The sequence below is a fragment of the Stutzerimonas azotifigens genome, assembly GCF_013522725.1.
In the GTDB taxonomy this organism is placed as follows: domain Bacteria; phylum Pseudomonadota; class Gammaproteobacteria; order Pseudomonadales; family Pseudomonadaceae; genus Stutzerimonas; species Stutzerimonas azotifigens_A.
In genome coordinates this window covers 397,621-419,778 of sequence record NZ_JAAMRF010000003.1, presented here as the reverse complement: position 1 = coordinate 419,778, position 22,158 = coordinate 397,621, and the positions used below count along the sequence as shown (strand labels likewise).

The window sequence follows — 22,158 nt, the reverse complement described above, 5'->3', positions numbered from 1 at the left end:
CCTCAGATCAAGAAATTAATACCCACGCCAAGCAGCAGCAGGGCGAACAGACGCTGGAGCACCCGCGGCGACAGACGATGGGCCAGATTGGCACCAACACGGGCAAAAATCATGCTGGTACAGGCGATGCCGACCACGGCCGGCAGGTAGACGAAGCCCAGGCTCCAGGTCGGCAGCCGCGGGTCCTGCCAGCCCACCACCATGAAGCTCAAGGCACCGGCGATGGCGATCGGCAATCCGGTCGCTGCGGAGGTCGCCACGGCCTGCTGCATCGATACGCTACGCCAGGTCAGAAACGGGACCGTCAGCGAGCCGCCACCGATGCCGAAGATCGCCGACGCCCAGCCGATCACCACCCCGGCGGCGCTCAGGCCGGGGCGGCCGGGCACATCCCGTGTACCGCGCGGTTTGAAGCCGATTCCCATCTGAATGGCCATCGCAATGGCGAACACCCCGATGATCTTCTGCAGCATCGGGCCCTGGATGGCCGCCGCGGTGAGGCTGCCGAGCGCGGCGCCGAGAACGATGCCCAGGCTCATCCAGAGCACCAGTGGCCAACGCACCGCGCCCTTGCGGTGGTGCGCGAGGATCGAGTTGATCGAGGTGAAGATGATCGTGGCCAGCGAAGTGCCGACCGCGAGGTGCGTGAGGATTTCAGGTGAGAAGCCGTGGGCACTGAAGCTGAATACCAGCACCGGGACGATGATGAGTCCGCCACCGACGCCGAACAGCCCGGCCAGTACGCCAGCGAAGCCACCCAGCACCAGGTAAAGCACGAACTCCATGGAGCATTCCCAAAAAAAAGCAAAGCGGCATGTTAGCGGAAACCGGCTCTCAGGGCTGCTGCCGATCGCTTCGCTGGCCGCCGGGCTGGCGCCCGCCGTGGATTTTCGTCTAGCCTCGGGCTTTCCCCCCGACGGTTGTGCCCATGTGTCTGATCGTTTTCGCCTGGCGTCCTGACCACCCGCTGCCGCTGGTGGTCGCGGGCAACCGCGACGAATTCCGCGACCGTCCGACGCGACCGCTGGCCGCCTGGGACGATGCCCCGCAGATCATCGCCGGGCGCGACCTGCGGGCCGGCGGTACCTGGATGGGCGTCGCGCCGGGCGGCCGCTTCGCCGCACTGACCAATATCCGCGCACCCGGACAGCAAAGCGGCCCGCTGTCGCGTGGTGACCTGCCCGAGCGCTTCCTGCGCGGCGATCAGGAGCCCTTGGCGTATCTGCAAGAGGTCGCCAACCAGCGGGAACAATACGCCGGCTTCAACCTGTTGGTCGGCGATGCCGGACAGCTGTGCTACCTCAACGCCCAGGAGGGCATTCCGCGGGCTGTGCTGCCCGGCGTGTACGGCCTCTCCAACGCAGCGCTGGACACTCCGTGGCCCAAGCTGCTGAACGCGCGCGAGGCGCTGCAGGCATGCCTGGCCGAACCACGTCTCGAACACCTGCTGGAGCTGCTGGCAGACTCGCGCCAGGTACCGGACGCGCAACTGCCGCAGACCGGCGTCAGCCTGGAGATGGAGCGGCTGCTGTCGAGCGTGTTCATCGACAGCCCCGACTATGGCACCCGCACCAGCACCGCGCTGATTCGCCATGGCGCGGATCGTTTCGAGATCATCGAACGCAGTTTTGCCAGTGGTGGCATGGTGACGAGCGAGGTCAGCTTCGATAGTGCACGGGGCCGGGAGCAGGCGGTGGCCTTGGCTAGCTCTGGATCACCACAGACGGCTTGACCAGCCGGCTCAGGCCCAGGCTGCGCAGCGACAGCTGCAGGGTGCTGTAGATCACCTGTGGGTTGTCGATACACATCACCTTGGCCAGCAGCGCGTGCGCCGTGGGCATGTCGACCTGGCGCAGCAGCCACTTCACCTTCGGCAGGTTGGTAGCGTTCATCGACAGGCTGTCGAAACCCATGGCCATCAGCAGCACGGCCGCCGCCGGATCGCCCGCCATCTCGCCACAGATGCTCACCGGCTTGCCTTCGGCATGGGCGCCGTCGACCACAAGCTTCAGCGCCTGCAGCACCGCGGGATGCAGGAAGTCGTAGAGGTCGGCGACCCGCGGGTTATTGCGGTCGACCGCCAGCAGGTACTGGGTCAGGTCGTTGGAGCCCACCGAAATGAAATCCACCTGCTGCGCCAGCTCGCGGATCTGGTAGACCGCCGCCGGCACTTCGATCATCACGCCGATCGGCGGCAACGGCACGTCGGTGCCCTCGTCGCGCACCTCGCCCCAGGCGCGGTGAATCAGATGCAGCGCCTCTTCCAGCTCGTGGGTGCCGGAAATCATCGGCAGCAGGATGCGCAGGTTGTTCAGCCCTTCGCTGGCCTTGAGCATCGCGCGGGTCTGCACCAGGAAGATTTCCGGATGGTCGAGCGTCACCCGGATGCCCCGCCAGCCGAGGAAGGGGTTCTGCTCGTTGATCGGGAAATACGACAGGCACTTGTCGCCGCCGATATCCAGGCTGCGCATGGTCACCGGCAGCGGGTGGAAGGCGGCGAGCTGCTCGCGATAGATCGCCAGCTGCTCCTTTTCGCTGGGAAAGCGCTCCTTGATCATGAAGGGCACTTCGGTGCGGTACAGCCCGACGCCCTCGGCGCCACGCTCCTGGGCCCGCACCACGTCGGCCATCAGTCCGGTGTTGACCCACAGCGGCATGCGGTGGCCGTCCGGCGTCTCGCACGGCAGGGTCCGCAGCACGTCGAGCCCTTCGGAGATCTGCCGCTCCTGCTCCACCACCGCGGCGTACTGGTCGCGCAGGACCGCACCGGGGTTGGTGATGATCTCGCCCCGGTAGCCGTCGACGATCAGGTTGATGCCGTCGACCTTCGAATACGGCAGGTCGACCACGCCCATGACGGTGGGCACGCCCATCGCCCGGGCCAGAATGGCAACGTGGGAGTTGCTCGAGCCGAGCACCGAGACCAGGCCGACGAGCTTGCCCTCGGGCACCTCGCCGAGCATGGTCGGCGACAGTTCTTCGCTGACCAGGATGGTCTTGTCCGGATAGGTGAGGGTCTGCTGGCGCTCCTGCTGCAGGTAGGCGAGCAGGCGGCGGCCGATGTCCTTGACGTCGGCGGCGCGCTCGCGCAGGTAGGCGTCGTCCATCAGTTCGAAGCGCTTGACGTGGTCGGTCACCACCTGGCGCAGCGCGCCCTGGGCCCACTGACCGGTGCGGATCACCTTGCTCACTTCGCCGCCCAGGGCGGACTCGTCGAGCATCATCAGGTAGACGTCGAACAGCGCACGCTCTTCCTTGCGCATTTGCGTGGCGAGCTTGTCGGAGAGGGTACGCATGTCGGCGCGCACGGCTTCGAGCGCGGTGTTGAACAGCCCGAGCTCGGCTTCGATGTCGCTGACCGTCTTGTCCGGCACCACTTCCAGGTCTGCCGGAGGCAGCACCACCACTGCCGTCCCCACGGCCGCGCCCGGCGCACCCGGCACACCGACGAAGCGTGCTTCCTGGATGCCCTTGCCCTGCCGACCCAGGCCGCGGATCGAGCCGGTCGCCTCGGCATGCGCGATGACCCCGGCGAGCTGCGCGCTCATGGTCACCAGGAAGGCTTCTTCGCCCTCGTCGAACTGGCGGCGCTCCTTTTGCTGGATGACCAGTACGCCCATCACCCGACGATGATGGATGATCGGCGCACCGAGGAAGGAAGCGTAGCGCTCTTCGCCCGTCTCGGAGAAATAGCGGTAGCGGGGATGTTCGGAGGCGTGCTCGAGGTTGAGCGGCTCTTCGCGCGAACCGACCAGGCCAACCAGGCCTTCGTTGGGCGCCATGCTGACCTTGCCGATGGCCTTCTTGTTCAGGCCCTCGGTCGCCATCAGCACGAAGCGGTTGGTTTCCGGATCCAGCAGGTAGACCGAGCAGACCTGGCTGCCCATGGCCTCCCTGACCCTCAGCACGATGATGCCCAACGCCGCCCTGAGGTCCTTGGCGGCGTTAACTTCCTGGACGATCTTGCGCAGCGTGCCGAGCATGCTCAGGGCGATTCTCCCGTCAGTCCCGAGCCAGCAGGCGCGGAGCGAGTTCTTTTAGGGCGCGCCGATAGACCTCGCGCTTGAAGGTGACCACCTGGCCCAACGGGTACCAGTAGCTGACCCAGCGCCAACCGTCGAATTCGGGTTTTCCGGTGACATCCATGCGCACGCGCTGCTCATCGGAGACCAGCCGCAACAGGAACCACTTCTGTTTCTGGCCGATGCACAGGGGCTGGCTGTGGGTACGCACCAGCCGCTGCGGCAGACGATAACGCAACCAGCCACGCGTACAGGCAAGTATTTTCACGTCCTGCTGCTCGAGCCCGACTTCCTCGTTGAGCTCGCGGTACAACGCCTCTTCAGGCGTCTCGCGGTCGTTGATACCACCCTGGGGGAACTGCCAGGCGTCCTGGTTGATCCGCCGCGCCCACAACACCTGACCGACATCATTGGTCAGAATGATGCCGACATTGGGGCGAAAACCATCGGAATCGATCACCGCTGCAACCTCGGAAAAACGCATGTTCCGGCATTGTTCCACAAAAATGCGCGAAGTCGGAAGCAGAGATATGGCCGGTCTGCCGGGCGCCTGACGGAGCGTGCCATCGTACACTCCGCGGCATGATCGCAACGTGCGCAACCCGGGCGGCAGACGAGTCTTCAGCCGCCCCGGCCGAGCCGTTATGCTTAACCACTTTGCCCTCGAGGAATCCTCCGTGCGCCTGGCTCTTTTCGATCTCGACAACACCCTCCTGGCTGGGGACAGCGACCACGCCTGGGGCGAATACCTGTGCAACAGCGGCCTGGTCGATGCCCAGGCCTACCGCGCGCGCAACGATGCCTTCTACCAGGACTATCTGGCGGGCACGTTGGACGTGCTGGCCTACCAGAATTTCTGTCAGGAACTGCTGGGCCGCAGCGAGATGGCGCAGCTGGAACAATGGCACCAGGCGTTCATGCACGAATACGTCGAGCCGATAGTCCTGGCCAAAGGCGAAGCGCTGCTGCGAAAGCATCACGAAGCGGGCGACCAGGTGGTGATCATCACCGCCACCAACCGCTTCATCACCGGACCGATTGCCGCACGCCTGGGGGTCGACACCCTGCTGGCCACCGAATGCGAAATGGCCGATGGGCGCTACACCGGCCGCTCCACCGACGTGCCGTGCTTCCAGGAAGGCAAGGTCACCCGCCTGGAACGCTGGTTGCAGGAAACCGGCCACAGCCTGGATGGCAGCTATTTCTACAGCGATTCGCGCAACGACCTGCCGCTGCTCGAGCGGGTCAGCCACCCGGTGGCGGTCGATCCAGACCCGGTACTGCGGGAAATCGCCCAGGCACGCGGCTGGCAGATCCTGACGCTACGCGATTAGCGGCTCATAGCAGCTGGCGCAACGCATCGAGCAGCAACTCACGCAGCCGATCGACGACATTGGCGCCCGCGCAGCGGGACGGATCGTAGGGGCCGACATAGGGATTCTCGCGCCCCATCACGCAGCTCACTTCCTGGTTGCGCCAGCGTTCCCAGTCGCTCACCGGATACATCCGGTTCCAGGCTTCGTAGGTACGACGGTCGCGCGACGACAGCCGCAGGGCGTACTGATCGGCCATGTACAGATAGATGCGTGCCGCCGGGCCGCGCGCCTGCTCGGGCGGCATGGCAACTTTCTCGCTGAACGACACCACCATCGGGCAGGCGCCGTATTGGCTGGGTTTGGTATTGAGCATGCCCAGGGCGAAGTTGGAGCGGTCGCCATTCACTTCGCCGATGCTCGGCACCAGGTTGTGCAAATCGGCCTCGGCGGCGCTGAATACCGGGTCGCCCGCCGCGCAGCTCTTGCGACCACCCTCCTTCCAGCACTGGCGCTGGCGGCCGATCACCCAGGCGGGAACCACATGTTCCCATTCCAGCTGCTGCGCACGCACCGGCTGCTTGCGCGGGGTGTAGCCGCAACTGGCCAGGTCCACCTTGCTGGCGCTGTAACGACAGCCGCAATAGAAGGTGACAGGCTGCTCGTCATAGATCGACCGAGCGATCTGCTTGGCCTCGTTGAAGGTGCGCGGCGGCTCCGGCTTGTCCCCGATGAACAGGACGGTAAGCACCGAGAGGCCGAGGCCAATCAGCGTGGTAAAGGTCGCACGGCGCATGGAGGAGCCTTCCAAAAAAGTCGCGCATGATAGCGCCCGCTCCGCTTGCTGCAACCCCGGCGACCGCTCAGCGCTTGCCACCCAACCAGAGCGCGGCCAGCGCCGCGAAAAGCAGCGCGCCGCCGCCATACAGCCAGGCGAAGCCCGCCGCATGGCCCACCAGCAGGAATGCCAGAACTGGCCCAAGGGCGGCACCCAGATCCTGGCCGATGGAGTAGCGCGTCATCATCCGCGAGACGTCGCCGCGCCGTGCGAGATCGGCGGCCAGCGCATCGTTGAGCGTGGTGAGCGCTGTGCAAAGGAGCATCGCCAGCAGGCACAACGGCAGCCAGATCGGCAGCGGCAGGCCAATCCCCAGCGCGCCGAAGACCACGGCCATGGAAACCAGCGCGCCGATCAGCAGCGGAACGCGTCCGCGCGGCCCGTCGCTCCAGGCGCCAAGCCGGGAGCCGAGCCAGGTTTCCCAGCTCCAGCGCGCGGCCTGCAGCAGCCCGGCCAATGCCGCAGCGCTGAGCAGCAACCCGAGAAGGTCGATCTCGCTACCGTAATAGTGCTCGATCAGCGCGCTCAGGGTCGCGGCCAGCACGCCCTGAACCAGCAGGGCGATGCAGAACCCGCCCAGCTGGATGCGCCGCCAGTCCAGCGCCGACACCTGCCCCGGAGCCAACCGCGCGTGGGCCGAAACCGGTGCAGGGCGAGCCGGCAGATGAAAATGCATCAGCAACAGCGGCACACCGAGCAGCGATACCGCCGCGAATGCCAACGCCAGCGCCTGCAGCCCGTAGACCGGTACCAGCAGACCACCAATCAACATGCCGGCCAGGCTGCCCAGGCGATACAGGCCGTTGTACATACCCATCGCCCGGCCGCGCTGGTGGTCTGCGGCGCAGTGCACCACCGCCGACAGACCGCCGATGCGAAAGAACGACCAGCCGATCCCCCATAGCGCGCGCAGCAGCAGCCAGGCGAGAAAGCTGCTGGCGAAGGCATAACCGAACGTCGAAATGATCCCGATCGTCACGGCCAGCAGAAGCCCGGTGCGCACCGAGAAGTGGCGATAGAACAGCCCGACCAGCGGGTTGAAGGGCAGGCGGATCAGCCGGTTGATCGACAGCAGCACGCCCACTTGCCACAGGGCATCGAGACCGACCTCGCGCCAGTAGAGCGGCAAGGCGATGTAGAGCATCGAATCGCCGGTCAGACACAGCGCCGTGGCCAGCGCCACGGTGACGATCGAGGACGAGCCGCCCGGCTGCACGTCCCGGGCCATCAGCCGGCGCTGTTCCACAAGCGAGCCGCCCGCAGTATCGAGCCGGCGCTGAGCTTTTCGGCGCCCCGCGACGGCCTAGGCATCAGCCCAGAAACAGCCGATAGGCCGGGTTGTCGCTCTCGTCCCAGTACGGGTAACCGATAGCATCCAGCGCGGCCGGTACCAGGTGGCGCTCTTCGTCCGGCACCTGCAGTGCGGCCACCACGCGACCATCGGCCGCGCCATGGTTGCGGTAGTGAAACAGGGTGATGTTCCAGCGCCCGCCGAGCTTGTCGAGGAAGTTGAACAGCGCACCCGGCCGCTCGGGAAACTCGAAGCGCAGCACCATCTCCTCGCTGACCCGCGCCGCATGGCCGCCGACCATGTGGCGAATATGCAGCTTGGCCAGCTCGTTGTCGGTCAGGTCCTGCACCGGGAAGCCCTGGCTGCGCAGCTTTTCCACCAGCGCCACGCGCGGATCGTTTTCCGGGTGCGTCTGCACGCCGACGAAGATGTGCGCTTCCTTGTCGGTGTGATAGCGGTAGTTGAATTCGGTGATCTGGCGCTTGCCGATGGCCTCGCAGAACGCCTTGAAGCTGCCCGGCTGCTCAGGAATCGTCACCGCGATGATCGCCTCGCGCTGCTCGCCCAGCTCGGCGCGTTCGGCCACATGGCGCAGGCGATCGAAATTGACGTTGGCGCCCGAGTCGATGCCCACCAGCACCTGGCCGCTCACCCCGTCGCGCTCGACGTACTTCTTCATGCCGGCCACGGCCAGCGCACCTGCCGGCTCGGTGATCGAGCGGGTGTCGTCGTAGATGTCCTTGATCGCCGCGCAGATTTCGTCGGTGCTGACGGTGATCACCTCGTCGACGTGATCCTTGCAGATGTCGAAGGTGTGCTGACCGATCTGCGCCACCGCGACGCCATCGGCGAACAGCCCGACCTGCGGCAGCACCACCCGCTCGCCAGCGGCTAGGGCCTGCTGCAGGCAGTTGGAATCGTCCGGCTCGACACCGATCACCCGTGTCTGCGGGTACAGGTATTTGACGTAGGCGGCGATCCCCGCGATCAACCCGCCGCCGCCCACCGGGACGAACACCGCATGCAGCGGCCCCTGATGCTGGCGCAGGATTTCCATCGCCACGGTGCCCTGCCCGGCAATCACGTAGGGGTCGTCGTAAGGATGGATGTAGACGTAGCCCTTTTCCTCGACCAGCTTGAGGGAGTAGGCCAACGCCTCGGGGAAGGCATCGCCGTGCAGTACGACCTCACCACCACGGGCACGCACGCCCTGCACTTTCAGCTCCGGCGTGGTGCGCGGCATGACGATGATCGCCTTGATGCCCAGCTCTCTGGCAGCCAGCGCCAGGCCTTGCGCATGGTTGCCCGCCGAGGCGGTAACGACGCCGCGGGCACGCTCCTCGGGAGCGAGCTGGGCGAGCCTGTTGTAGGCGCCGCGAATCTTGAAGGAGAACACCGGCTGCAGGTCTTCGCGCTTGAGCAGTACCTGGTTGCCAAGCCGCTCGGAGAGCTGGCGGGCCGGTTGCAGGGGCGTTTCCACCGCGACGTCGTAGACGCGCGAGGTGAGGATCATCTTGACGTAGTGTTCGAGCATCAGAGCATTCTTGGCGGCGTTTCGGGGATCATCGAGTCTACTCCAGCGGCCGAGCCTGCGACCACAGCGAATCGGCCGAGCGCAATCCGTCGTGCAGACCTGCCACCGGCGCAAAGCTATAATCGGCCATCTCGCCTCAATCCCCGTGGAACCGCCATGAATCAGGATCAGCTCAAACAGGCCGTCGCCCAGGCCGCCATCGACCACATCCGCCCCTCGCTCACCGACAAGAGCATCATCGGCGTCGGCACCGGCTCGACCGCCAACTTCTTCATCGACCTGCTGGCGCAGCACAAGGGCTTCTTCGACGGTGCCGTAGCAAGCTCCGAGGGGACAGCCGAACGCCTGAAAAAGCACGGCATTCCGGTGTATGACCTCAATTCGGTAGCGGACTTGGAGTTCTACGTCGACGGCGCCGACGAGGCGAACGATAACCTCGAACTGATCAAGGGCGGTGGCGCGGCGCTGACCCGCGAGAAGATCGTCGCGGCCGTGGCGCGCACCTTCATCTGCATCGCCGACGGCTCCAAGCGCGTCGAACGCCTGGGCGCCTTCCCGCTGCCGGTGGAAGTCATCCCCATGGCCCGCAGCCACGTGGCGCGCGAGCTGGTGAAACTGGGCGGCGATCCGGTCTACCGCGAAGGCGTGGTGACCGACAACGGCAACGTGATCCTGGACGTTCACAACCTGATGATCGGCTTCGCGCCGGAACTCGAACAGCAGATCAACAACATCGTCGGCGTGGTCACCAACGGTCTGTTCGCCAACCGCCCGGCCGACCTGCTGCTGCTCGGCACCCGCAACGGCGTCGAAACCCTCACCCGCTGAGCACGACAGCGCCGACGGTTGTCCCTGGCTTGGCGGTTACGGCGCCTTGCCACCCCTGACGAAGGTATAGAAAAGGTTGGGCTCGCTGACGAGATAGAGCGTGCCGTCGGGCCCCATGGTCATACCTTCGGCCTGGGGCACGGTGTCATCGAGCCCATGGGCACCGGCGCGGAGCAAGAGCTGGCTGATAGGATGACCCTCCTTATCGAGCTCCACCACCATGCGGGATTCGTCCGACAACACCAGCATGTGGTCGTACTTTTCGTCGTAATGCAGGCTCGAGAGGTCACGCACGAACAATCTTGCATCGCGCTCGGCGTCTTCGCTGACCTTTACGTCCAGCACCTGGCCGGTACCGGTCTGCGGGAATCCCTCGATCTCATAGATTCTCACCGGGTCCCGCTCCTTGGCGACGAACAGCCGCTGCCCCTTGCTATCGTAGGCAAGGCCCTCGAAGCCCTTGTTGCCGTTACGGTCGATGGCCAGCGAAAGCTGCTGGGCACCCGCCGCATCGATCACCCGGGTCTCGTCACCGATCCGGACCAGCAACAGCTGCTGCGTGCGCTCGTCGCTGATTACGTAGAGCCCGGGCGCCACGTATTCGATCGCCTCGGGATCGCCAAATCCCTCCATGGGGATCTCCCGTAGCAGCTCCCCGTCGAGGCTCAATTCCAGCCAGCGTGAATTGGCGTTGGTCACGGCAACAAGCGTGTTGCGATCCGGATTGAAGGTCAGCGCCGAGAGATCGTCATCGATGCCCTCGATGGCTTTGCCCTGAATCGCTGCCTGATAATCACGCAACCATACCGAGCGATCCTTCCACTGCGAGGCGTGCTGCCATTGGCGGAACTCGAACCAGCTCTGCTCGAAGAAACGGTAATGCTGACCGGCTGCGACGGCTAACAGGAGTGCTGCAGCCACAAGCAGAATCAAAAGGCCTTTGCTACGACGCGGCATTGTCGGGGGACTCAAGAAAGGGGCCGCATTATTAGCACAACGAGACTGAATCGAAACTTAATGCTGAAACCTGCGCGACAGCGCGGGAAACCGAACGGGCCGAACGAGGCCCGGCGGGCGGCACGACCGAGCGCGCCGCCGCGGGTAATGGCAGCGCTTAGAGCACCTGGCTCTCGAAACGCGACAGGCCAACCAGCTCCAGCACCAGGCTGTCGCCCTGCTTGAGCGGGCCGACACCGGCAGGGGTGCCGGTAAGGACCACGTCGCCCGGTTGCAGACTGAAGTTGGCGCTAATGTGCTGCAGCAACGGCAGGATCGCGTTGACCATGTCGCGGCTGGTGCCGTCCTGGCGGACTTCGCCATTGATGGTCAGGCGGATGCCGATATCGGTCAGCGACTCCACCGCATCGCCCGGCACGAAGGGCGCCAGCACGCAGGCACCGTCGAAGCTCTTGGCCAGCTCCCACGGATGGCCCTTCTCTTTCAGCCGCGACTGCACGTCGCGCAGGGTCAGGTCCAGCGCGGGGGCGAAACCGGAAATGGCGTCGCGGACTTCTTCTTCATTGGGGCGGCGCGACAGAGGCTTGCCGATCAGCACGGCGATCTCGGCCTCGAAATGGACCTCGCCGCGGTCGTCGGGGATGCTGAAGCCGCCTTCGAGCGGCACGGTGCAGCTGCCCGGCTTGATGAACAGCAGCGGCTCGGTCGGCACCGGGTTGTTCAGCTCCTTGGCGTGATCGGCGTAGTTGCGGCCGATGCAGACGACCTTGCCCAGGGGGAAGTGGATGGGTGTGCCGTCGATGTATTGGTGTTTGTAGGTCACAAAGGCAACTCCAGAGGTGAAGAGACAAACGGCGGCGGCCAGCGCATCGATTGGCGCGGCCACCGCGCAGGGTCAGGCGAAGATCTTGCCGGGGTTCATGATCCCGTTCGGATCGAACACCGCCTTGATCGCTTTCATGTAGTCGATCTCGGCCTGCGAGCGACTATATGCCAGGTAATCGCGCTTGGTCATGCCCACGCCATGCTCGGCCGAAATCGAGCCGTTGTAGCGCTCGACGGTCTCGAACACCCACTTGTTCACCGTCGCGCATTTCTCGAAAAACTCCTCCTTCGACAACGCCTGCGGCTTGAGGATGTTCAGGTGCAGGTTGCCGTCGCCGATGTGGCCGTACCAGAGCACCTCGAAGTCGGGGTAGTTCTGGCTGACGATCGCGTCGATGTCGGCGAGGAAGGCCGGGACTTTCGAGACGGTGACCGAAATGTCGTTCTTGTACGGAATGAAATGCGAAATGGTCTCGGAGATGTACTCGCGCAGCTTCCAGAGGTTCTGCAGCTGCTGCTCGCTCTGGCTCATCACGCCGTCGACCACCCAGCCTTCGTTGACGCAACGCTCGAAGGTCGCCAGCGCCTGGTCGGCACGCTCATCGGTAGTGGCTTCGAACTCCAGCAGCGCGTAGAACGGCGCGCGGGTCTCGAAGGGTGCGGGCACGTCGCCGCGGGCGAGGATCTTGTCCAGGCACTTGTCGGAGAAGAATTCGAAGGCAGTCAGATCGAGCTTGTCCTGGAAGGCATGCAGCACCGGCATGATGGAGTCGAAATCAGGCGTGCCCAGCACCATCGCGGTGAGATTCGTCGGCTGGCGCTCCAGGCGCATGGTGGCCTCGACCACGAAGCCCAGGGTGCCCTCGGCGCCGATGAACAGCTGGCGCAGGTCGTAACCGGTGGCGTTCTTGACCAGATCCTTGTTCAGTTCCAGCAGGTCGCCCTTGCCGGTGACGACTTTCAGACCTGCCACCCAGTTGCGGGTCATGCCGTAGCGGATCACCTTGATCCCGCCGGCGTTGGTGCCAATGTTGCCCCCGATCTGGCTGGAACCCGCCGAGGCGAAGTCGACCGGGTAGTACAACCCTTTCTCTTCGGCGAAATTCTGCAACTGCGCGGTGACCACTCCCGGCTGGCAGACGACGGTCCGATCGGTCGCGTTGAACTCGACGATCTGGTTCATGTAGTCGAAGGACACCACCACCTCGCCGTTCGGCGCTACCGCTGCTGCCGACAGGCCGGTGCGCCCGCCCGAAGGCACCAGGGCGACCTTGCGCTCGTTGGCCCAGCGCACGATGGCCTGCACCTGCTCGACACTCTTGGGAAACACAATGGCCGAGGGGGCTGGCGCGTATTGCTTGGTCCAATCCTTGCCGTACGTAGCCAGCGAATCGGCGTCGGTGAGCACTTTGCCGGGCTCGACCAGGGTTTGCAGCTCATCGATCAGGACAGGGTCGGTCATGACGGAAACTCTCATACGATTCATGGTCACCCTGAGTACGCTTCACCTCAGGGGTGGGGGTCTTTCGCGGGGTCCGTATGCTAGCATACGCCCCCTTTGCAACGTGCCTCGAACGGCCTGCAGAGCCGTCATCGCGCCGGCTCCGGCTCAGCCCCGCGGCCCGTTTCGCCCTACCCCTCCGGCCTAAGGTTTTATGCAGATGAGCAAGACCTCCCTCGACAAGAGCAAGATCAGATTCCTTCTTCTCGAAGGCGTGCACCAGTCCGCCGTGGACACCATCAAGGCCGCCGGCTATTCGAACATCGAATACCTCACCAGCTCGATCCCTGATGCTGTCCTGAAGGAAAAGATCGCGGACGCGCACTTCATCGGAATCCGTTCCCGCACTCAGCTCACCGAGGAAGTCTTCGACGCGGCCAAAAAGCTGATCGCCGTCGGCTGTTTCTGCATCGGCACCAACCAGGTCAACCTCGAGGCCGCTCGCGAGCGTGGCATCGCGGTGTTCAACGCCCCCTATTCCAATACCCGTTCGGTCGCCGAACTGGTGCTGGCCGAAGCCATCCTGCTGCTGCGCGGAATCCCTGAGAAGAACGCCTCCTGCCATCGTGGCGGCTGGATCAAGAGCGCGGCCAATTCGTTCGAGATCCGTGGCAAGAAGCTCGGCATCATCGGCTACGGCTCGATCGGCACCCAGCTCTCGGTTCTGGCCGAAGGCCTCGGCATGCAGGTCTACTTCTACGACGTGGTCACCAAGCTGCCGCTGGGTAACGCCCAGCAGATCGGCTCGCTGCACGAACTGCTCGGCACGGCCGACATCGTGACCCTGCACGTACCGGAAACGGCTGCCACGCAGATGATGATCGGCGAGAACGAAATCCGCGCAATGAAGAAAGGCGGCATCCTGATCAACGCCGCCCGCGGCACCGTGGTCGACCTCGAGGCGCTGGCCGCCGCGATCAAGGACAAACACCTGATCGGCGCCGCGATCGACGTATTCCCGGTCGAACCACGCTCCAACGACGACGTGTTCGAAAGCCCCCTGCGCGGCCTGGACAACGTCATCCTCACCCCACACATCGGCGGCTCCACTGCCGAGGCGCAGGCCAACATTGGTCTGGAAGTGGCGGAAAAGCTGGTCAAGTACAGCGACAACGGCACCTCGGTGTCCTCGGTCAACTTCCCCGAAGTCGCCCTGCCATCGCATCCGGGCAAGCACCGCCTGCTGCACATTCACCAGAACGTGCCGGGCGTCATGAGCGAGATCAACAAGGTGTTCGCCGACAACGGCATCAACATCTGCGGCCAGTTCCTCCAGACCAACGAACGGGTCGGCTACGTGGTCATCGACGTCGATGCCGAGTACTCCGATCTGGCGCTGGAAAAGCTGCAGAAGGTCACCGGCACCATCCGCAGCCGCGTGCTGTTCTAAGCGACGCCAGCAAGACAAAAAGGGAGGCCCTCGGGCCTCCCTTTTTCGTTCTGCCACCGTACGCTCAGGTACCCGGCGCACTACCGCCAGGTGCCGCCGCACCGCTGTCCGACCCTGGCGGGTTGCCGTCACGCTGCTCGGGCACCGGCTCGATTTGCCGCTCCGGGCTCGGCTCGCCGATCCGCTCGCGTTCCTCTCGCGGCGGTGTCGAGCGCCCCTCCTGCTTGCGCTCGATGATTTCCTGACGCGGCTCGGTGGTATCCAGCGGGCCGGAACGGGCCTTGCCCGGCTGGGTCGCGCCGGTGTTAGCCAGCGCCGCGGCACTGGCCAGCACGGCGATAGAGGTAATCAACAGTCGCAGCGGTTGCAGCGGTTGCATGGCTGACTCCGGTGTCAGACGGGCGTTATCCGTTCGGCAACGTCCAGCCGGGTTGGTTTCGGCGATTACAGATCCCAGGCCAGCGCCACCCCCACGCCTTGCTCGTAGTCATCATTGCCGCGGTAGTCATAGTTGATCCGCAGCGACAGGTTGTCGGCCAGTGAATGGGCGAGCCCGAGACCGAAGCGCGTCTGCCCGCTCGGCGGCGCGTAGCCGGCCAGGGTGAAGCGGTTGCTCGGCACGCTGGTCAGCCCCATGCGCAGGTCGCGGGTATCGTCCTTGCGCTCGGACTCGCGCGCCACTTCACCGGTCAGGCGGGTGGAATCACCGATCCGGTAATCGAGAAACAGCCCGGCCGACAGTCGCAGTGAGCGCTGGACCTGATCGTCGAAGGCGATGGCCGTCGAGCGACCGCTCTCCTCGGCATAGCCGTCGACCTCGACGCGCTGGTAGTCGACCCCGACGAAGGGCCCCGCAGCCAGGCGCTCGTCCGGCTGGAACAGGTTGAAGCCGGTCTTGGCCGACGCGCCCCAGATCCAGCCATCGGTATCGCCCTTTTCGCTGCGCTGCGCGATGCCCAGGGCGAAGGTGCGCTCGAGGTCTTCGTATTCCAGACGTCCGGCGGACAGGCTGAACTGGGCGAACAGGCGCTCGCGCTCGTAGCGGGCAAAGCCGGTGGCCAGCAGGCTGCGCATGTCGTAACGCGAGTCGTCACTGCCGAGCTCCAGGCGATTGTCGCCCAGCCCCAGGCTGACGCCGGCAAGCCAGTGTTCGGCAATACGGTTGCTGGCGGTGATGTCCAGCGTCAGGCTGCGCCCGTCGCCAGTGGGATTGGAGCCACTGGCGTCGAAGTCGGGCCGACGATAACCGCCCTGGACCGACGCCGACCAGCCGCCTACCGGCTGCCAGTCACCCCGGCGCATCGCCAGTTCGTTGTCCAGCTGGCGCAAATGGCCGCGTAATGAGGAGAAACCCATTTCCGGCAGCAGGCTCACTTCCCAGGGCGCCGACAGCAGCGCGTAGATGTAGTCCGCCGAGATGTCCTGCACCGCGCTGGTAGGATGCACGCCGTCATTGAACATCAGCCGACTGGGGTCCGGTGCAGCACCGCTGGCGCCGTAGACCGGGTGCTCGATGCAGTTGTCGGCCACGAAGCAGTAGTCGGTCTGCGCAACACCGGGATCGAAGCCGAACGTGGCGAGATCGCCCTGCACTTCGCCAAGCAGCGCGCGGAAGTTCAGCCGGATCACGTTGCCGCCCAGCGCGGCGAGTTGCTCGTCCAGCGCCGTGTTGAACCACTCTGTGCGCGCACTCCACAGCGGCCGCGCGCCGCTGGCGAAGCCAGAAGGTGTGGCGCCGACGTCCGGCAGGTCGGACACGATGATGTAGCGTGCACCCGCCGCTTGCAGCGCGGCGACCCCCGCGACGAGATCCCCAGCCACCAGCGCGGCGCTTGCCGGGTCGGAATTGCGGTCCTGGAAGATGTCGTTGCCGCCGCCGTTCACATAGAACAGCGTGTCCGGATCGGCCCGTGGCATGTCCACCAGATAGCCGTCGCGCGAGCGACTCAGCGGGCCGACCGATACCACCGAGCCGTCCGCAGCGACGATGGAGTCCAGAATCTGATCGGTGCGGTAGCCGCCGACCGCGTAGTTGGTGCCATCGGGATTGCCCGTCAACAGCGCTGGCAGCAGCGGTGTCGACGGCAACGCGGAGAGGCCCAGCCGTGAAGCCAGCAACTGTGTGCTGACCTGGTCGTAGTACTCGCCGTTGCCGGCCTGGTAGGTCGGCCCGGTGCGGTTGGTGAAGCGCAGACCGCCGAGCGGGTTACCGCCCAGCAGCGGCCCTCCGATGTCGGGGAACTGGCCGCTGTCGCTAAGCGAGTCGCCAAAAATCACGAACTGGGAATAGGGGCTGGCCTGTGTCAGTGCCGGGCTGGCTGCCATGACCAGGGCCGCAGCCAGGGGCTTGAGGAAACCTCGCATGCTGTACGCTCCATTATTGTTATTCGATGCGTCATCAAGGGCGCGACGCTGCTGGCCTCGACCGGAGCCCGGGCCTTTATCTGGCCGGGTAATATTCAAACTAGCGTACAGATGAGCCAATACAAGGCCCATCGTCGCCAAAAATCGCCTATTCGTTAAACCGACTCGATTGCACAGCACAGATAAAGAAAGCCCCGGCCAGATGCCGGGGCTCGGGTACTCCGTCACCTCAGTTGCTGGTGCCGGTACCTGTTCCAGTGCCAGTACCAGTGCCGGTACCGCCCATGCCGGTGCCAGTACCCGTTTCGGTGCCCATGGTGCCGGTGCCAGTACCCACGCCAGTACCGGTGCCCGGCGCGCCGGTCTGGGTGCCGTCAACGCCGCCGGTGCCGGCAGGACCGGTTCCGGTCGCGCTGCCTGCGCCAGTCTGGGTGCCGGCGGCACCCGCGCCCGTACCGGTAGTGTTGCCGTGCTCCATCGAATCGTGACTACCGGTACCGCTACCGCCGGCAAAGACAGCGGTGGACATCAGGCCGGCAAACGTCAGGGCTGCGATCTTGGTCATCTTCATGGTCGTTCTCCGTCAAGTGGATGCCCTAATTCGGGCAGCCACCCGCGCAAAGGGTTTCACCGTCAGCTTTGCAAAACATGTACGCCTCGGGCTGAAGCACGCGCCAGAGCGGCCGCGTCGACTGCCGCTTATCGGGTTAGCCTTCGGACGATCGCCCGGACGGGTCGCCCAACAGATCCTCGACATAGAAACGTCGGATCATCACCATGCCGACCGCAGCCAACGGCGTCGCCAGCAGCAGCCCGAGCGTGCCGGCCAGCAGCCCGAACAGGAGCTGCATGCCGATGGTGATCGCCGGCGGTACCGACACGATGCGCTTTTGCAACCAAGGGGTCAGGCCGTAGCTTTCGATGGCCTGCACCAGCAGGTAGAGGCCCACCACCCAGAGGACGGTATCCATACCCTCGAGCGATGCCAGCAGCAGTGCCGGAACGACCGCCAGTACCGGCCCGACGTTGGGAATGAACGACAGCAGGCCGGCGATCAGCCCGAGCACCAGGGCCAGCTCGATACCGAGCAGCCACAGGCCGAGGGTCGTCAGCACGCCGATCAGCAGCATCTCGAACAGCTTGGCGATCAGCCAGGACTCTAAGGTCGAACCGGTTTCCCTGAGGACATCCGCCGCGCGGGGCCGGTAACCGGGCGGCACGAGCATCAGCAAGCCGTTGAAATAGACGCTGGGGGTCAGGCTCAGGCAGATCCCCAGCACCAGCGCGATACCGAAGCCGGCCAGCGCGCCCAACGTGGACGACATGACCTGCGCGACCGTGCCGAAAACACCGCCCCCTCTGCCCGACACCGCTCCCTCGATCTGTTGGCGGCGCTCCATCAGCCAGCGGTAGCTGGGTGAATCCTCGGCACGCGCCTGCAACTGGTCGATCGCCTGGGGCAGCGAATCGGACAAGGCATCGAACTGTTCGGAGATGTTCGGCGCGACCAGTACGCCGGCGAGCGCGGCCAGCCCCAGCAGCGCCACGAAGAAGGCCGCCAGGGCCGCCTTGCGCGGCATGCCGGTCTTGTCGCTGAGCCAACGGCTGGTGCCGTGGAACATCACTCCGAACAGCACGGCGGCAAACAGCATCAGCAGAAAATCGAAGGCCAACCAGCCGACGATGCAGAGAATCACCACCAGCGCCAGGACACATGCCTGGATGAGGGATCGGGTCGCTACCGCCTTGCCTTCGTGTCGCTGCCCCTCGGGCGCCGCCATGCCGTTCTCCTCTACCTGGCGAGCCGACGTAGGCCGCCGATTACGTGAGTTGTCCAGTTACGACCGGGCGTGGCGTGGGAAATTCAGGCCCATCCAGGCCTCAACGCAGCAGCTGCCAGAGCGAGGCACCGACCCCGGTGATGCTTTCACCGGCCACCAGACCCGCCGCCGCGGCAATCACGAAGCGCTCGGCTAGGCTGCGGCTGCGCGTCGCCACCAGCCAGGCCAGCACGGCGCCGAAGGTCATCATCAGCGAGATCGACGCCGGGATGATGAAGGCCAGCCCGAGCGCCGCCGAGCTGGGCAGCCAGCGCAGCTGACGCGCCGGCAGTAGTGCCTCGAGCGCACCGAGGGCGATGCCGCACACGCCACCGGCGAGCATCGCCCAACGGATATCCATCGCCAGCGCGCCGAGCCCGCCGGTCAGCGCCTCGGCCACGGCACGCCAGGTCGCCACGGCAGGCGCGGGCCATTCGTTGGTCACCAGCATCGTTTGCGGATCGGGGATCAGTGCCTTGTACACCAGCACGCCCACCAGACTGCCCACGAGGATGCCCAGGCACTGGGCAACCACCTGGCGCGACGGCGACGCGCCGATCACATGGCCAACCCTGAAGTCGTTGAGCAGGTCGGTGCACTGGCCCGCCGCGCCGCCCGCCGTATTGGCGCTCATCAGGTTGATAGCCACCTGCCCGGGAGCGATCACCCCGAAGCTCAGTTGCGACAGTTGGCCGATGGCGCCGATCGGAGGAATGCCGGTCGCCCCGACCACCCGCGCGGCGACCATCGCCAGCAGCACGGCCAGCGGAATCGACAGCGCCGCCATCAGCGGATGGATCCCGAACAACTGGGTCTGCAGTACGACGACCAGCAACGCAGCGCCCAGCAGACCCAACGCCGGCATCCAGGCCGGACGTTGCCGGCCGTCACCGCGCGAGCCCTCACGCCGATCGCGCAGCAGGCGCAGCCCGAGCGAGGTAAGCGTGGCGCAGACCATCAGGCTCACCCCGGGCCACAGCAGCCATTCGATCAGGACCGAGAACTGCGGTCCCTCGGCATCGACAGGCAGGCCGACCGCGCCAAGGCTCAGCAGCGCTGGAGCGATCACACCCCACGCGAGCGCGGCACCGAGCAACAGCGAAAGACCGACCCGCAGGCCGATGATGCCGCCGAAACCGACCAGCAACAGCGAGGGCTCCAGCGTGAAGGTCAGGCGCTCGAGCGCCGCGTTCGGCGCCCAGCGCGGCAGAGTCAGCACGAACACATCGATCGCCTTGAGCAGGCCGGCCAGCAGCGCCGCGCTACCGAGCACCGCCAGCCGCCGCAACGCCTCGCGGCCGTGGCTGTAGATCTGCTGCATCGTCTCCAACGTGGCCATGCCTTCGGGAAAGCGCAGCCCCGACTCGACCACCAGCGAACGGCGCAGGTACCAGGCGACCCATATGCCGAGAAAGCTCACCGAGAACACCCAGGCGATCAGCGGCAGCGTATCGAACTGCTGCCCGGTGAGCAGCGTATAGGCCGGGATCGGCGCCACCAGCCCGCCGGAAATGATCGAGGCCGCCGAAGAGGCCGTGGTCTGGTTGATGTTGCTCTCGTGCAGCGTCCACTTCGGCTGGCCCAGAGCACCGGCGAGCAGCTGCCAGAACGCGAAGCCCACCAGCAGCGCAATGATCGACATGTTGAACGACCAGCCGATCTTGAGTCCCGAATAGATATTCGACGGGGTCAGCAGCGCACCGAGCAGCAGCCCGGTCGCCAGGGCGCGAACGGTCAGTTCACGGGACTCGCTCATATGCATTCCAGTCAATTTGGTCCGGTGAACCTTTAGCCCCAAGAGGCGCGCCAAATAACCGACGAATCAAAAAACAGTGGCGTTTAGCCATTGAACAGATTGAGTAAATTACCTTTCGTCGGCTCGTTTGAACTCGACCGCGAGCCAGTTCCCAGTCGGCCTAAGATGTCTGAACTTAGACGTAATCAGTTTGTCGCTTATGAACTCTAATAATTCAGCCAGCATGTCTGGTAAAGGCGCCAAGCCATGGATGCTCCCGTAAAAACCGCTTCGATTCCATCCTCGACCGTGACCCTGGTGACCAGCAACGAGCTGTTGGGCCTGTTCTTTCGCCATTTCCTCGGCGAGCACGCCCAAGTACAGCTGCAGGTCGCCGCGCTCGACGGCAAACGCCAACGCACGGACCTCTGGCTGCTCGATGCCGGTCATTGCGAACCCCAGGCGCTGGCCGACTTTATCGAGCAGCACGATGACGGCACGCCCTTCGCGCTGGTCAACATCACCCCGGCACAGGCCGAGTGGCTGGTGGACCGGCGCCCCACCGTTCGCGGGGTGTTTTACAGCCACGCCACGCGCGAGCAGCTGCTGACCGGCATCATGGCGCTGATCAACGGCGGCGACTGGCTGCCACGCGCGCTCATGGAGCACATGCTCGCAGAGCTGCGCCGCGCCCGTCAGCAGGCCGAAAGCAAGACCGAGCTGACCCTGCGCGAGCGTGAGATTCTCAGCCTCGCCGGCAAGGGCCTGTCCAACGCCGAAATCGCCGCTCAGCTGTGCCTGAGCCCCCACACCATCAAGAGTCACATCCACAATCTGCTGCGCAAGCTCGGCGCCAGCAATCGCGCCGAAGCGGCCTTCCTGCTGCGCGATCGCCTGGACTGGAGCGAGCCGTGCCGCGCCTGATCCACGTCGGCCTGGTGCTGCTGGCGCTGGCCGCCGGCCCCGTCGGCGCGCAGGAAGAAGCCGAGGTGTACGGGCTGGTGGTGGACAACACCATCACCCGCTTCGGCCACGACTTTCACCGTTACCTGAGCGCCCGCCTGCAGGACACCAGCTCGATGGATTTCGACCTGGTGGTACGCGAGCGCCCCTCGGCCCGCTGGGGCAGCCTGGTATGGGTCGAACACAATCGGAACATCCTCTATCGACGCTTCCTTCAGCCCAATGTGGCGCAGATCGAGGAGATCGCCACCCAGGCCGCCGACCTGGTGCTCGAGGAAATCAACCGCGCAAAACTGCAAAGCCTGCTGCAAGACACCTTCGACATGGAAAGGGATGAACTATGAGCACCCATCGCACCCTCCTGCCGGCCTGCCTGATGGCGCTCGGCGCCCTGGCCTTCGAGGCCAGCGCCACCGAGCTGGTCTATACGCCGGTGAACCCCTCGTTCGGCGGCAACCCTCTGAACGGCGCCTACCTGCTGGGCAACGCGCAGTCCCAGGATGACCACAAGGACCCCGATGCCATGTCGCGCTCGGCGACCACCACCTCGGCGCTGAGCCGCTTCACCAGTCAGCTGGAGTCGCGCCTGCTCTCGCAGCTGCTCACCGACGTCAGCGACGGCAAGGGCGGCGGCAGCCTCACCACCAACGACTTCATCGTCAACATCGTCGACCTGGACGGCATGCTCACGGTGCAAATCACCGACCGGCTGACCGGTGAAATGTCGGAAATCATCATCAACGGTATCGCCCCCTAACCCGCGCAGAAGGCGTTTGA

At 65.1% G+C, this 22,158-nt stretch carries 21 protein-coding genes; 7 read left to right on the top strand and 14 right to left on the bottom strand.

Annotation, left to right across the window (positions count from 1 at the left end; all coding sequences use genetic code 11):
* Positions 1 to 2: 2 nt before the first annotated feature.
* The gene (locus G7026_RS07830) at positions 3 to 785 is read right to left on the bottom strand and encodes a sulfite exporter TauE/SafE family protein (protein WP_181070190.1); all 783 of its coding nucleotides are present in this window, start codon (positions 783 to 785) and stop codon (positions 3 to 5) included.
* 143 nt (positions 786 to 928) lie between these two features.
* On the opposite strand from G7026_RS07830, the gene G7026_RS07825 reads away from it, so the two are divergent.
* Entirely contained in the window at positions 929 to 1,732 is an 804-nt protein-coding gene (locus tag G7026_RS07825; RefSeq protein ID WP_181070189.1) for an NRDE family protein, read from the top strand.
* Here G7026_RS07825 and ptsP read toward each other — a convergent pair.
* On the bottom strand, positions 1,704 to 3,983 hold the full coding sequence (gene ptsP, locus G7026_RS07820; RefSeq protein WP_181070188.1) for a phosphoenolpyruvate--protein phosphotransferase: 2,280 nt from the start codon (positions 3,981 to 3,983) through the stop codon (positions 1,704 to 1,706). The two genes, G7026_RS07825 and ptsP, sit on opposite strands and share 29 nt — an antisense overlap.
* Positions 3,984 to 4,002: 19 nt before the next feature.
* Positions 4,003 to 4,482, bottom strand: coding sequence for an RNA pyrophosphohydrolase (locus G7026_RS07815; RefSeq protein WP_181070350.1), 480 nt, complete (start codon positions 4,480 to 4,482; stop codon positions 4,003 to 4,005).
* Positions 4,483 to 4,699: 217 nt separating this feature from the next.
* Between G7026_RS07815 and G7026_RS07810 the strand changes: the two genes are divergently transcribed.
* The gene (locus G7026_RS07810) at positions 4,700 to 5,356 is read left to right on the top strand and encodes a histidinol-phosphatase (protein WP_181070187.1); all 657 of its coding nucleotides are present in this window, start codon (positions 4,700 to 4,702) and stop codon (positions 5,354 to 5,356) included.
* A gap of 4 nt (positions 5,357 to 5,360) precedes the next feature.
* Here the strand turns inward: G7026_RS07810 and G7026_RS07805 are convergent, their stop codons facing one another.
* The 3 genes from G7026_RS07805 to ilvA all read right to left on the bottom strand — a co-directional run bounded on the left by G7026_RS07805 (position 5,361) and on the right by ilvA (position 8,998).
* On the bottom strand, positions 5,361 to 6,131 hold the full coding sequence (locus tag G7026_RS07805; protein ID WP_181070186.1) for an endonuclease: 771 nt from the start codon (positions 6,129 to 6,131) through the stop codon (positions 5,361 to 5,363).
* 67 nt (positions 6,132 to 6,198) lie between these two features.
* Positions 6,199 to 7,401, bottom strand: coding sequence for an MFS transporter (locus G7026_RS07800; protein WP_181070185.1), 1,203 nt, complete (start codon positions 7,399 to 7,401; stop codon positions 6,199 to 6,201).
* An 82-nt stretch (positions 7,402 to 7,483) separates the two neighbouring features.
* On the bottom strand, positions 7,484 to 8,998 hold the full coding sequence (ilvA, locus tag G7026_RS07795; protein ID WP_181070184.1) for a threonine ammonia-lyase, biosynthetic: 1,515 nt from the start codon (positions 8,996 to 8,998) through the stop codon (positions 7,484 to 7,486).
* A 156-nt stretch (positions 8,999 to 9,154) separates the two neighbouring features.
* Between ilvA and rpiA the strand changes: the two genes are divergently transcribed.
* Positions 9,155 to 9,826, top strand: coding sequence for a ribose-5-phosphate isomerase RpiA (rpiA, locus tag G7026_RS07790; protein ID WP_181070183.1), 672 nt, complete (start codon positions 9,155 to 9,157; stop codon positions 9,824 to 9,826).
* Between the two features lie 36 nt (positions 9,827 to 9,862).
* On the opposite strand, the gene G7026_RS07785 is transcribed toward rpiA, so the two are convergent.
* The 3 genes from G7026_RS07785 to G7026_RS07775 all read right to left on the bottom strand — a co-directional run bounded on the left by G7026_RS07785 (position 9,863) and on the right by G7026_RS07775 (position 13,070).
* On the bottom strand, positions 9,863 to 10,783 hold the full coding sequence (locus G7026_RS07785; protein WP_181070182.1) for an SdiA-regulated domain-containing protein: 921 nt from the start codon (positions 10,781 to 10,783) through the stop codon (positions 9,863 to 9,865).
* 157 nt (positions 10,784 to 10,940) lie between these two features.
* Complete coding sequence (locus tag G7026_RS07780) at positions 10,941 to 11,606, bottom strand: fumarylacetoacetate hydrolase family protein (RefSeq protein ID WP_181070181.1); 666 nt, start codon at positions 11,604 to 11,606, stop codon at positions 10,941 to 10,943.
* 72 nt (positions 11,607 to 11,678) lie between these two features.
* Positions 11,679 to 13,070 (bottom strand): FAD-binding oxidoreductase, encoded by a 1,392-nt coding sequence (locus G7026_RS07775; protein WP_181070180.1) that lies wholly within the window; start codon positions 13,068 to 13,070, stop codon positions 11,679 to 11,681.
* A 199-nt stretch (positions 13,071 to 13,269) separates the two neighbouring features.
* On the opposite strand from G7026_RS07775, the gene serA reads away from it, so the two are divergent.
* The gene (serA, locus tag G7026_RS07770) at positions 13,270 to 14,499 is read left to right on the top strand and encodes a phosphoglycerate dehydrogenase (protein ID WP_181070179.1); all 1,230 of its coding nucleotides are present in this window, start codon (positions 13,270 to 13,272) and stop codon (positions 14,497 to 14,499) included.
* A 64-nt stretch (positions 14,500 to 14,563) separates the two neighbouring features.
* Here the strand turns inward: serA and G7026_RS07765 are convergent, their stop codons facing one another.
* The 5 genes from G7026_RS07765 to G7026_RS07745 form a co-directional block, all read right to left on the bottom strand.
* Positions 14,564 to 14,878, bottom strand: a complete 315-nt coding sequence (locus G7026_RS07765; RefSeq protein WP_181070178.1) for a hypothetical protein — start codon at positions 14,876 to 14,878, stop codon at positions 14,564 to 14,566.
* Positions 14,879 to 14,943: 65 nt separating this feature from the next.
* A complete protein-coding gene (locus G7026_RS07760; RefSeq protein WP_181070177.1) occupies positions 14,944 to 16,863 on the bottom strand; it encodes an autotransporter domain-containing SGNH/GDSL hydrolase family protein in 1,920 nt (639 codons plus the stop codon).
* 229 nt (positions 16,864 to 17,092) lie between these two features.
* Positions 17,093 to 17,434 (bottom strand): hypothetical protein, encoded by a 342-nt coding sequence (locus tag G7026_RS07755; RefSeq protein WP_181070176.1) that lies wholly within the window; start codon positions 17,432 to 17,434, stop codon positions 17,093 to 17,095.
* Between the two features lie 136 nt (positions 17,435 to 17,570).
* Positions 17,571 to 18,644 carry an AI-2E family transporter gene (locus G7026_RS07750; RefSeq protein WP_181070175.1) on the bottom strand — a complete coding sequence of 358 codons (1,074 nt, stop codon included), beginning with the start codon at positions 18,642 to 18,644 and terminating at the stop codon, positions 17,571 to 17,573.
* A 100-nt stretch (positions 18,645 to 18,744) separates the two neighbouring features.
* Positions 18,745 to 20,439, bottom strand: coding sequence for an OPT/YSL family transporter (locus G7026_RS07745; protein ID WP_181070174.1), 1,695 nt, complete (start codon positions 20,437 to 20,439; stop codon positions 18,745 to 18,747).
* Between the two features lie 321 nt (positions 20,440 to 20,760).
* Here G7026_RS07745 and G7026_RS07740 point away from each other — a divergent pair, with 321 nt between their 5' ends.
* The 3 genes from G7026_RS07740 to G7026_RS07730 are packed head-to-tail and all read left to right on the top strand — an operon-like array spanning position 20,761 to position 22,138.
* The gene (locus G7026_RS07740) at positions 20,761 to 21,342 is read left to right on the top strand and encodes a helix-turn-helix transcriptional regulator (RefSeq protein WP_181070349.1); all 582 of its coding nucleotides are present in this window, start codon (positions 20,761 to 20,763) and stop codon (positions 21,340 to 21,342) included.
* Positions 21,330 to 21,725: a curli production assembly/transport protein CsgE gene (gene csgE, locus G7026_RS07735; protein WP_181070173.1), complete on the top strand. Its 396-nt coding sequence runs from the start codon at positions 21,330 to 21,332 to the stop codon at positions 21,723 to 21,725. Before G7026_RS07740 ends, csgE begins: the two co-directional genes overlap by 13 nt.
* Positions 21,722 to 22,138, top strand: coding sequence for a curli assembly protein CsgF (locus G7026_RS07730; RefSeq protein WP_181070172.1), 417 nt, complete (start codon positions 21,722 to 21,724; stop codon positions 22,136 to 22,138). The genes csgE and G7026_RS07730 overlap by 4 nt, the downstream gene beginning before the upstream one ends.
* Positions 22,139 to 22,158: the final 20 nt, after the last annotated feature.

What these genes read in the sequence shown, in the direction of transcription:
- G7026_RS07830 (WP_181070190.1), bottom strand. Translation starts at nt 785, where the DNA reads ATGGAGTTCGTGCTTTACCTGGTGCTGGGTGGCTTCGCTGGCGTACTG.
- G7026_RS07825 (WP_181070189.1), top strand. Translation starts at nt 929, where the DNA reads ATGTGTCTGATCGTTTTCGCCTGGCGTCCTGACCACCCGCTGCCGCTG.
- ptsP (WP_181070188.1), bottom strand. Translation starts at nt 3,983, where the DNA reads ATGCTCGGCACGCTGCGCAAGATCGTCCAGGAAGTTAACGCCGCCAAG.
- G7026_RS07805 (WP_181070186.1), bottom strand. Translation starts at nt 6,131, where the DNA reads ATGCGCCGTGCGACCTTTACCACGCTGATTGGCCTCGGCCTCTCGGTG.
- G7026_RS07800 (WP_181070185.1), bottom strand. Translation starts at nt 7,401, where the DNA reads ATGGCCCGGGACGTGCAGCCGGGCGGCTCGTCCTCGATCGTCACCGTG.
- ilvA (WP_181070184.1), bottom strand. Translation starts at nt 8,998, where the DNA reads ATGCTCGAACACTACGTCAAGATGATCCTCACCTCGCGCGTCTACGAC.
- rpiA (WP_181070183.1), top strand. Translation starts at nt 9,155, where the DNA reads ATGAATCAGGATCAGCTCAAACAGGCCGTCGCCCAGGCCGCCATCGAC.
- G7026_RS07785 (WP_181070182.1), bottom strand. Translation starts at nt 10,783, where the DNA reads ATGCCGCGTCGTAGCAAAGGCCTTTTGATTCTGCTTGTGGCTGCAGCA.
- G7026_RS07775 (WP_181070180.1), bottom strand. Translation starts at nt 13,070, where the DNA reads ATGACCGACCCTGTCCTGATCGATGAGCTGCAAACCCTGGTCGAGCCC.
- serA (WP_181070179.1), top strand. Translation starts at nt 13,270, where the DNA reads ATGAGCAAGACCTCCCTCGACAAGAGCAAGATCAGATTCCTTCTTCTC.
- G7026_RS07765 (WP_181070178.1), bottom strand. Translation starts at nt 14,878, where the DNA reads ATGCAACCGCTGCAACCGCTGCGACTGTTGATTACCTCTATCGCCGTG.
- G7026_RS07760 (WP_181070177.1), bottom strand. Translation starts at nt 16,863, where the DNA reads ATGCGAGGTTTCCTCAAGCCCCTGGCTGCGGCCCTGGTCATGGCAGCC.
- G7026_RS07755 (WP_181070176.1), bottom strand. Translation starts at nt 17,434, where the DNA reads ATGAAGATGACCAAGATCGCAGCCCTGACGTTTGCCGGCCTGATGTCC.
- G7026_RS07750 (WP_181070175.1), bottom strand. Translation starts at nt 18,644, where the DNA reads ATGGCGGCGCCCGAGGGGCAGCGACACGAAGGCAAGGCGGTAGCGACC.
- G7026_RS07745 (WP_181070174.1), bottom strand. Translation starts at nt 20,439, where the DNA reads ATGAGCGAGTCCCGTGAACTGACCGTTCGCGCCCTGGCGACCGGGCTG.
- G7026_RS07730 (WP_181070172.1), top strand. Translation starts at nt 21,722, where the DNA reads ATGAGCACCCATCGCACCCTCCTGCCGGCCTGCCTGATGGCGCTCGGC.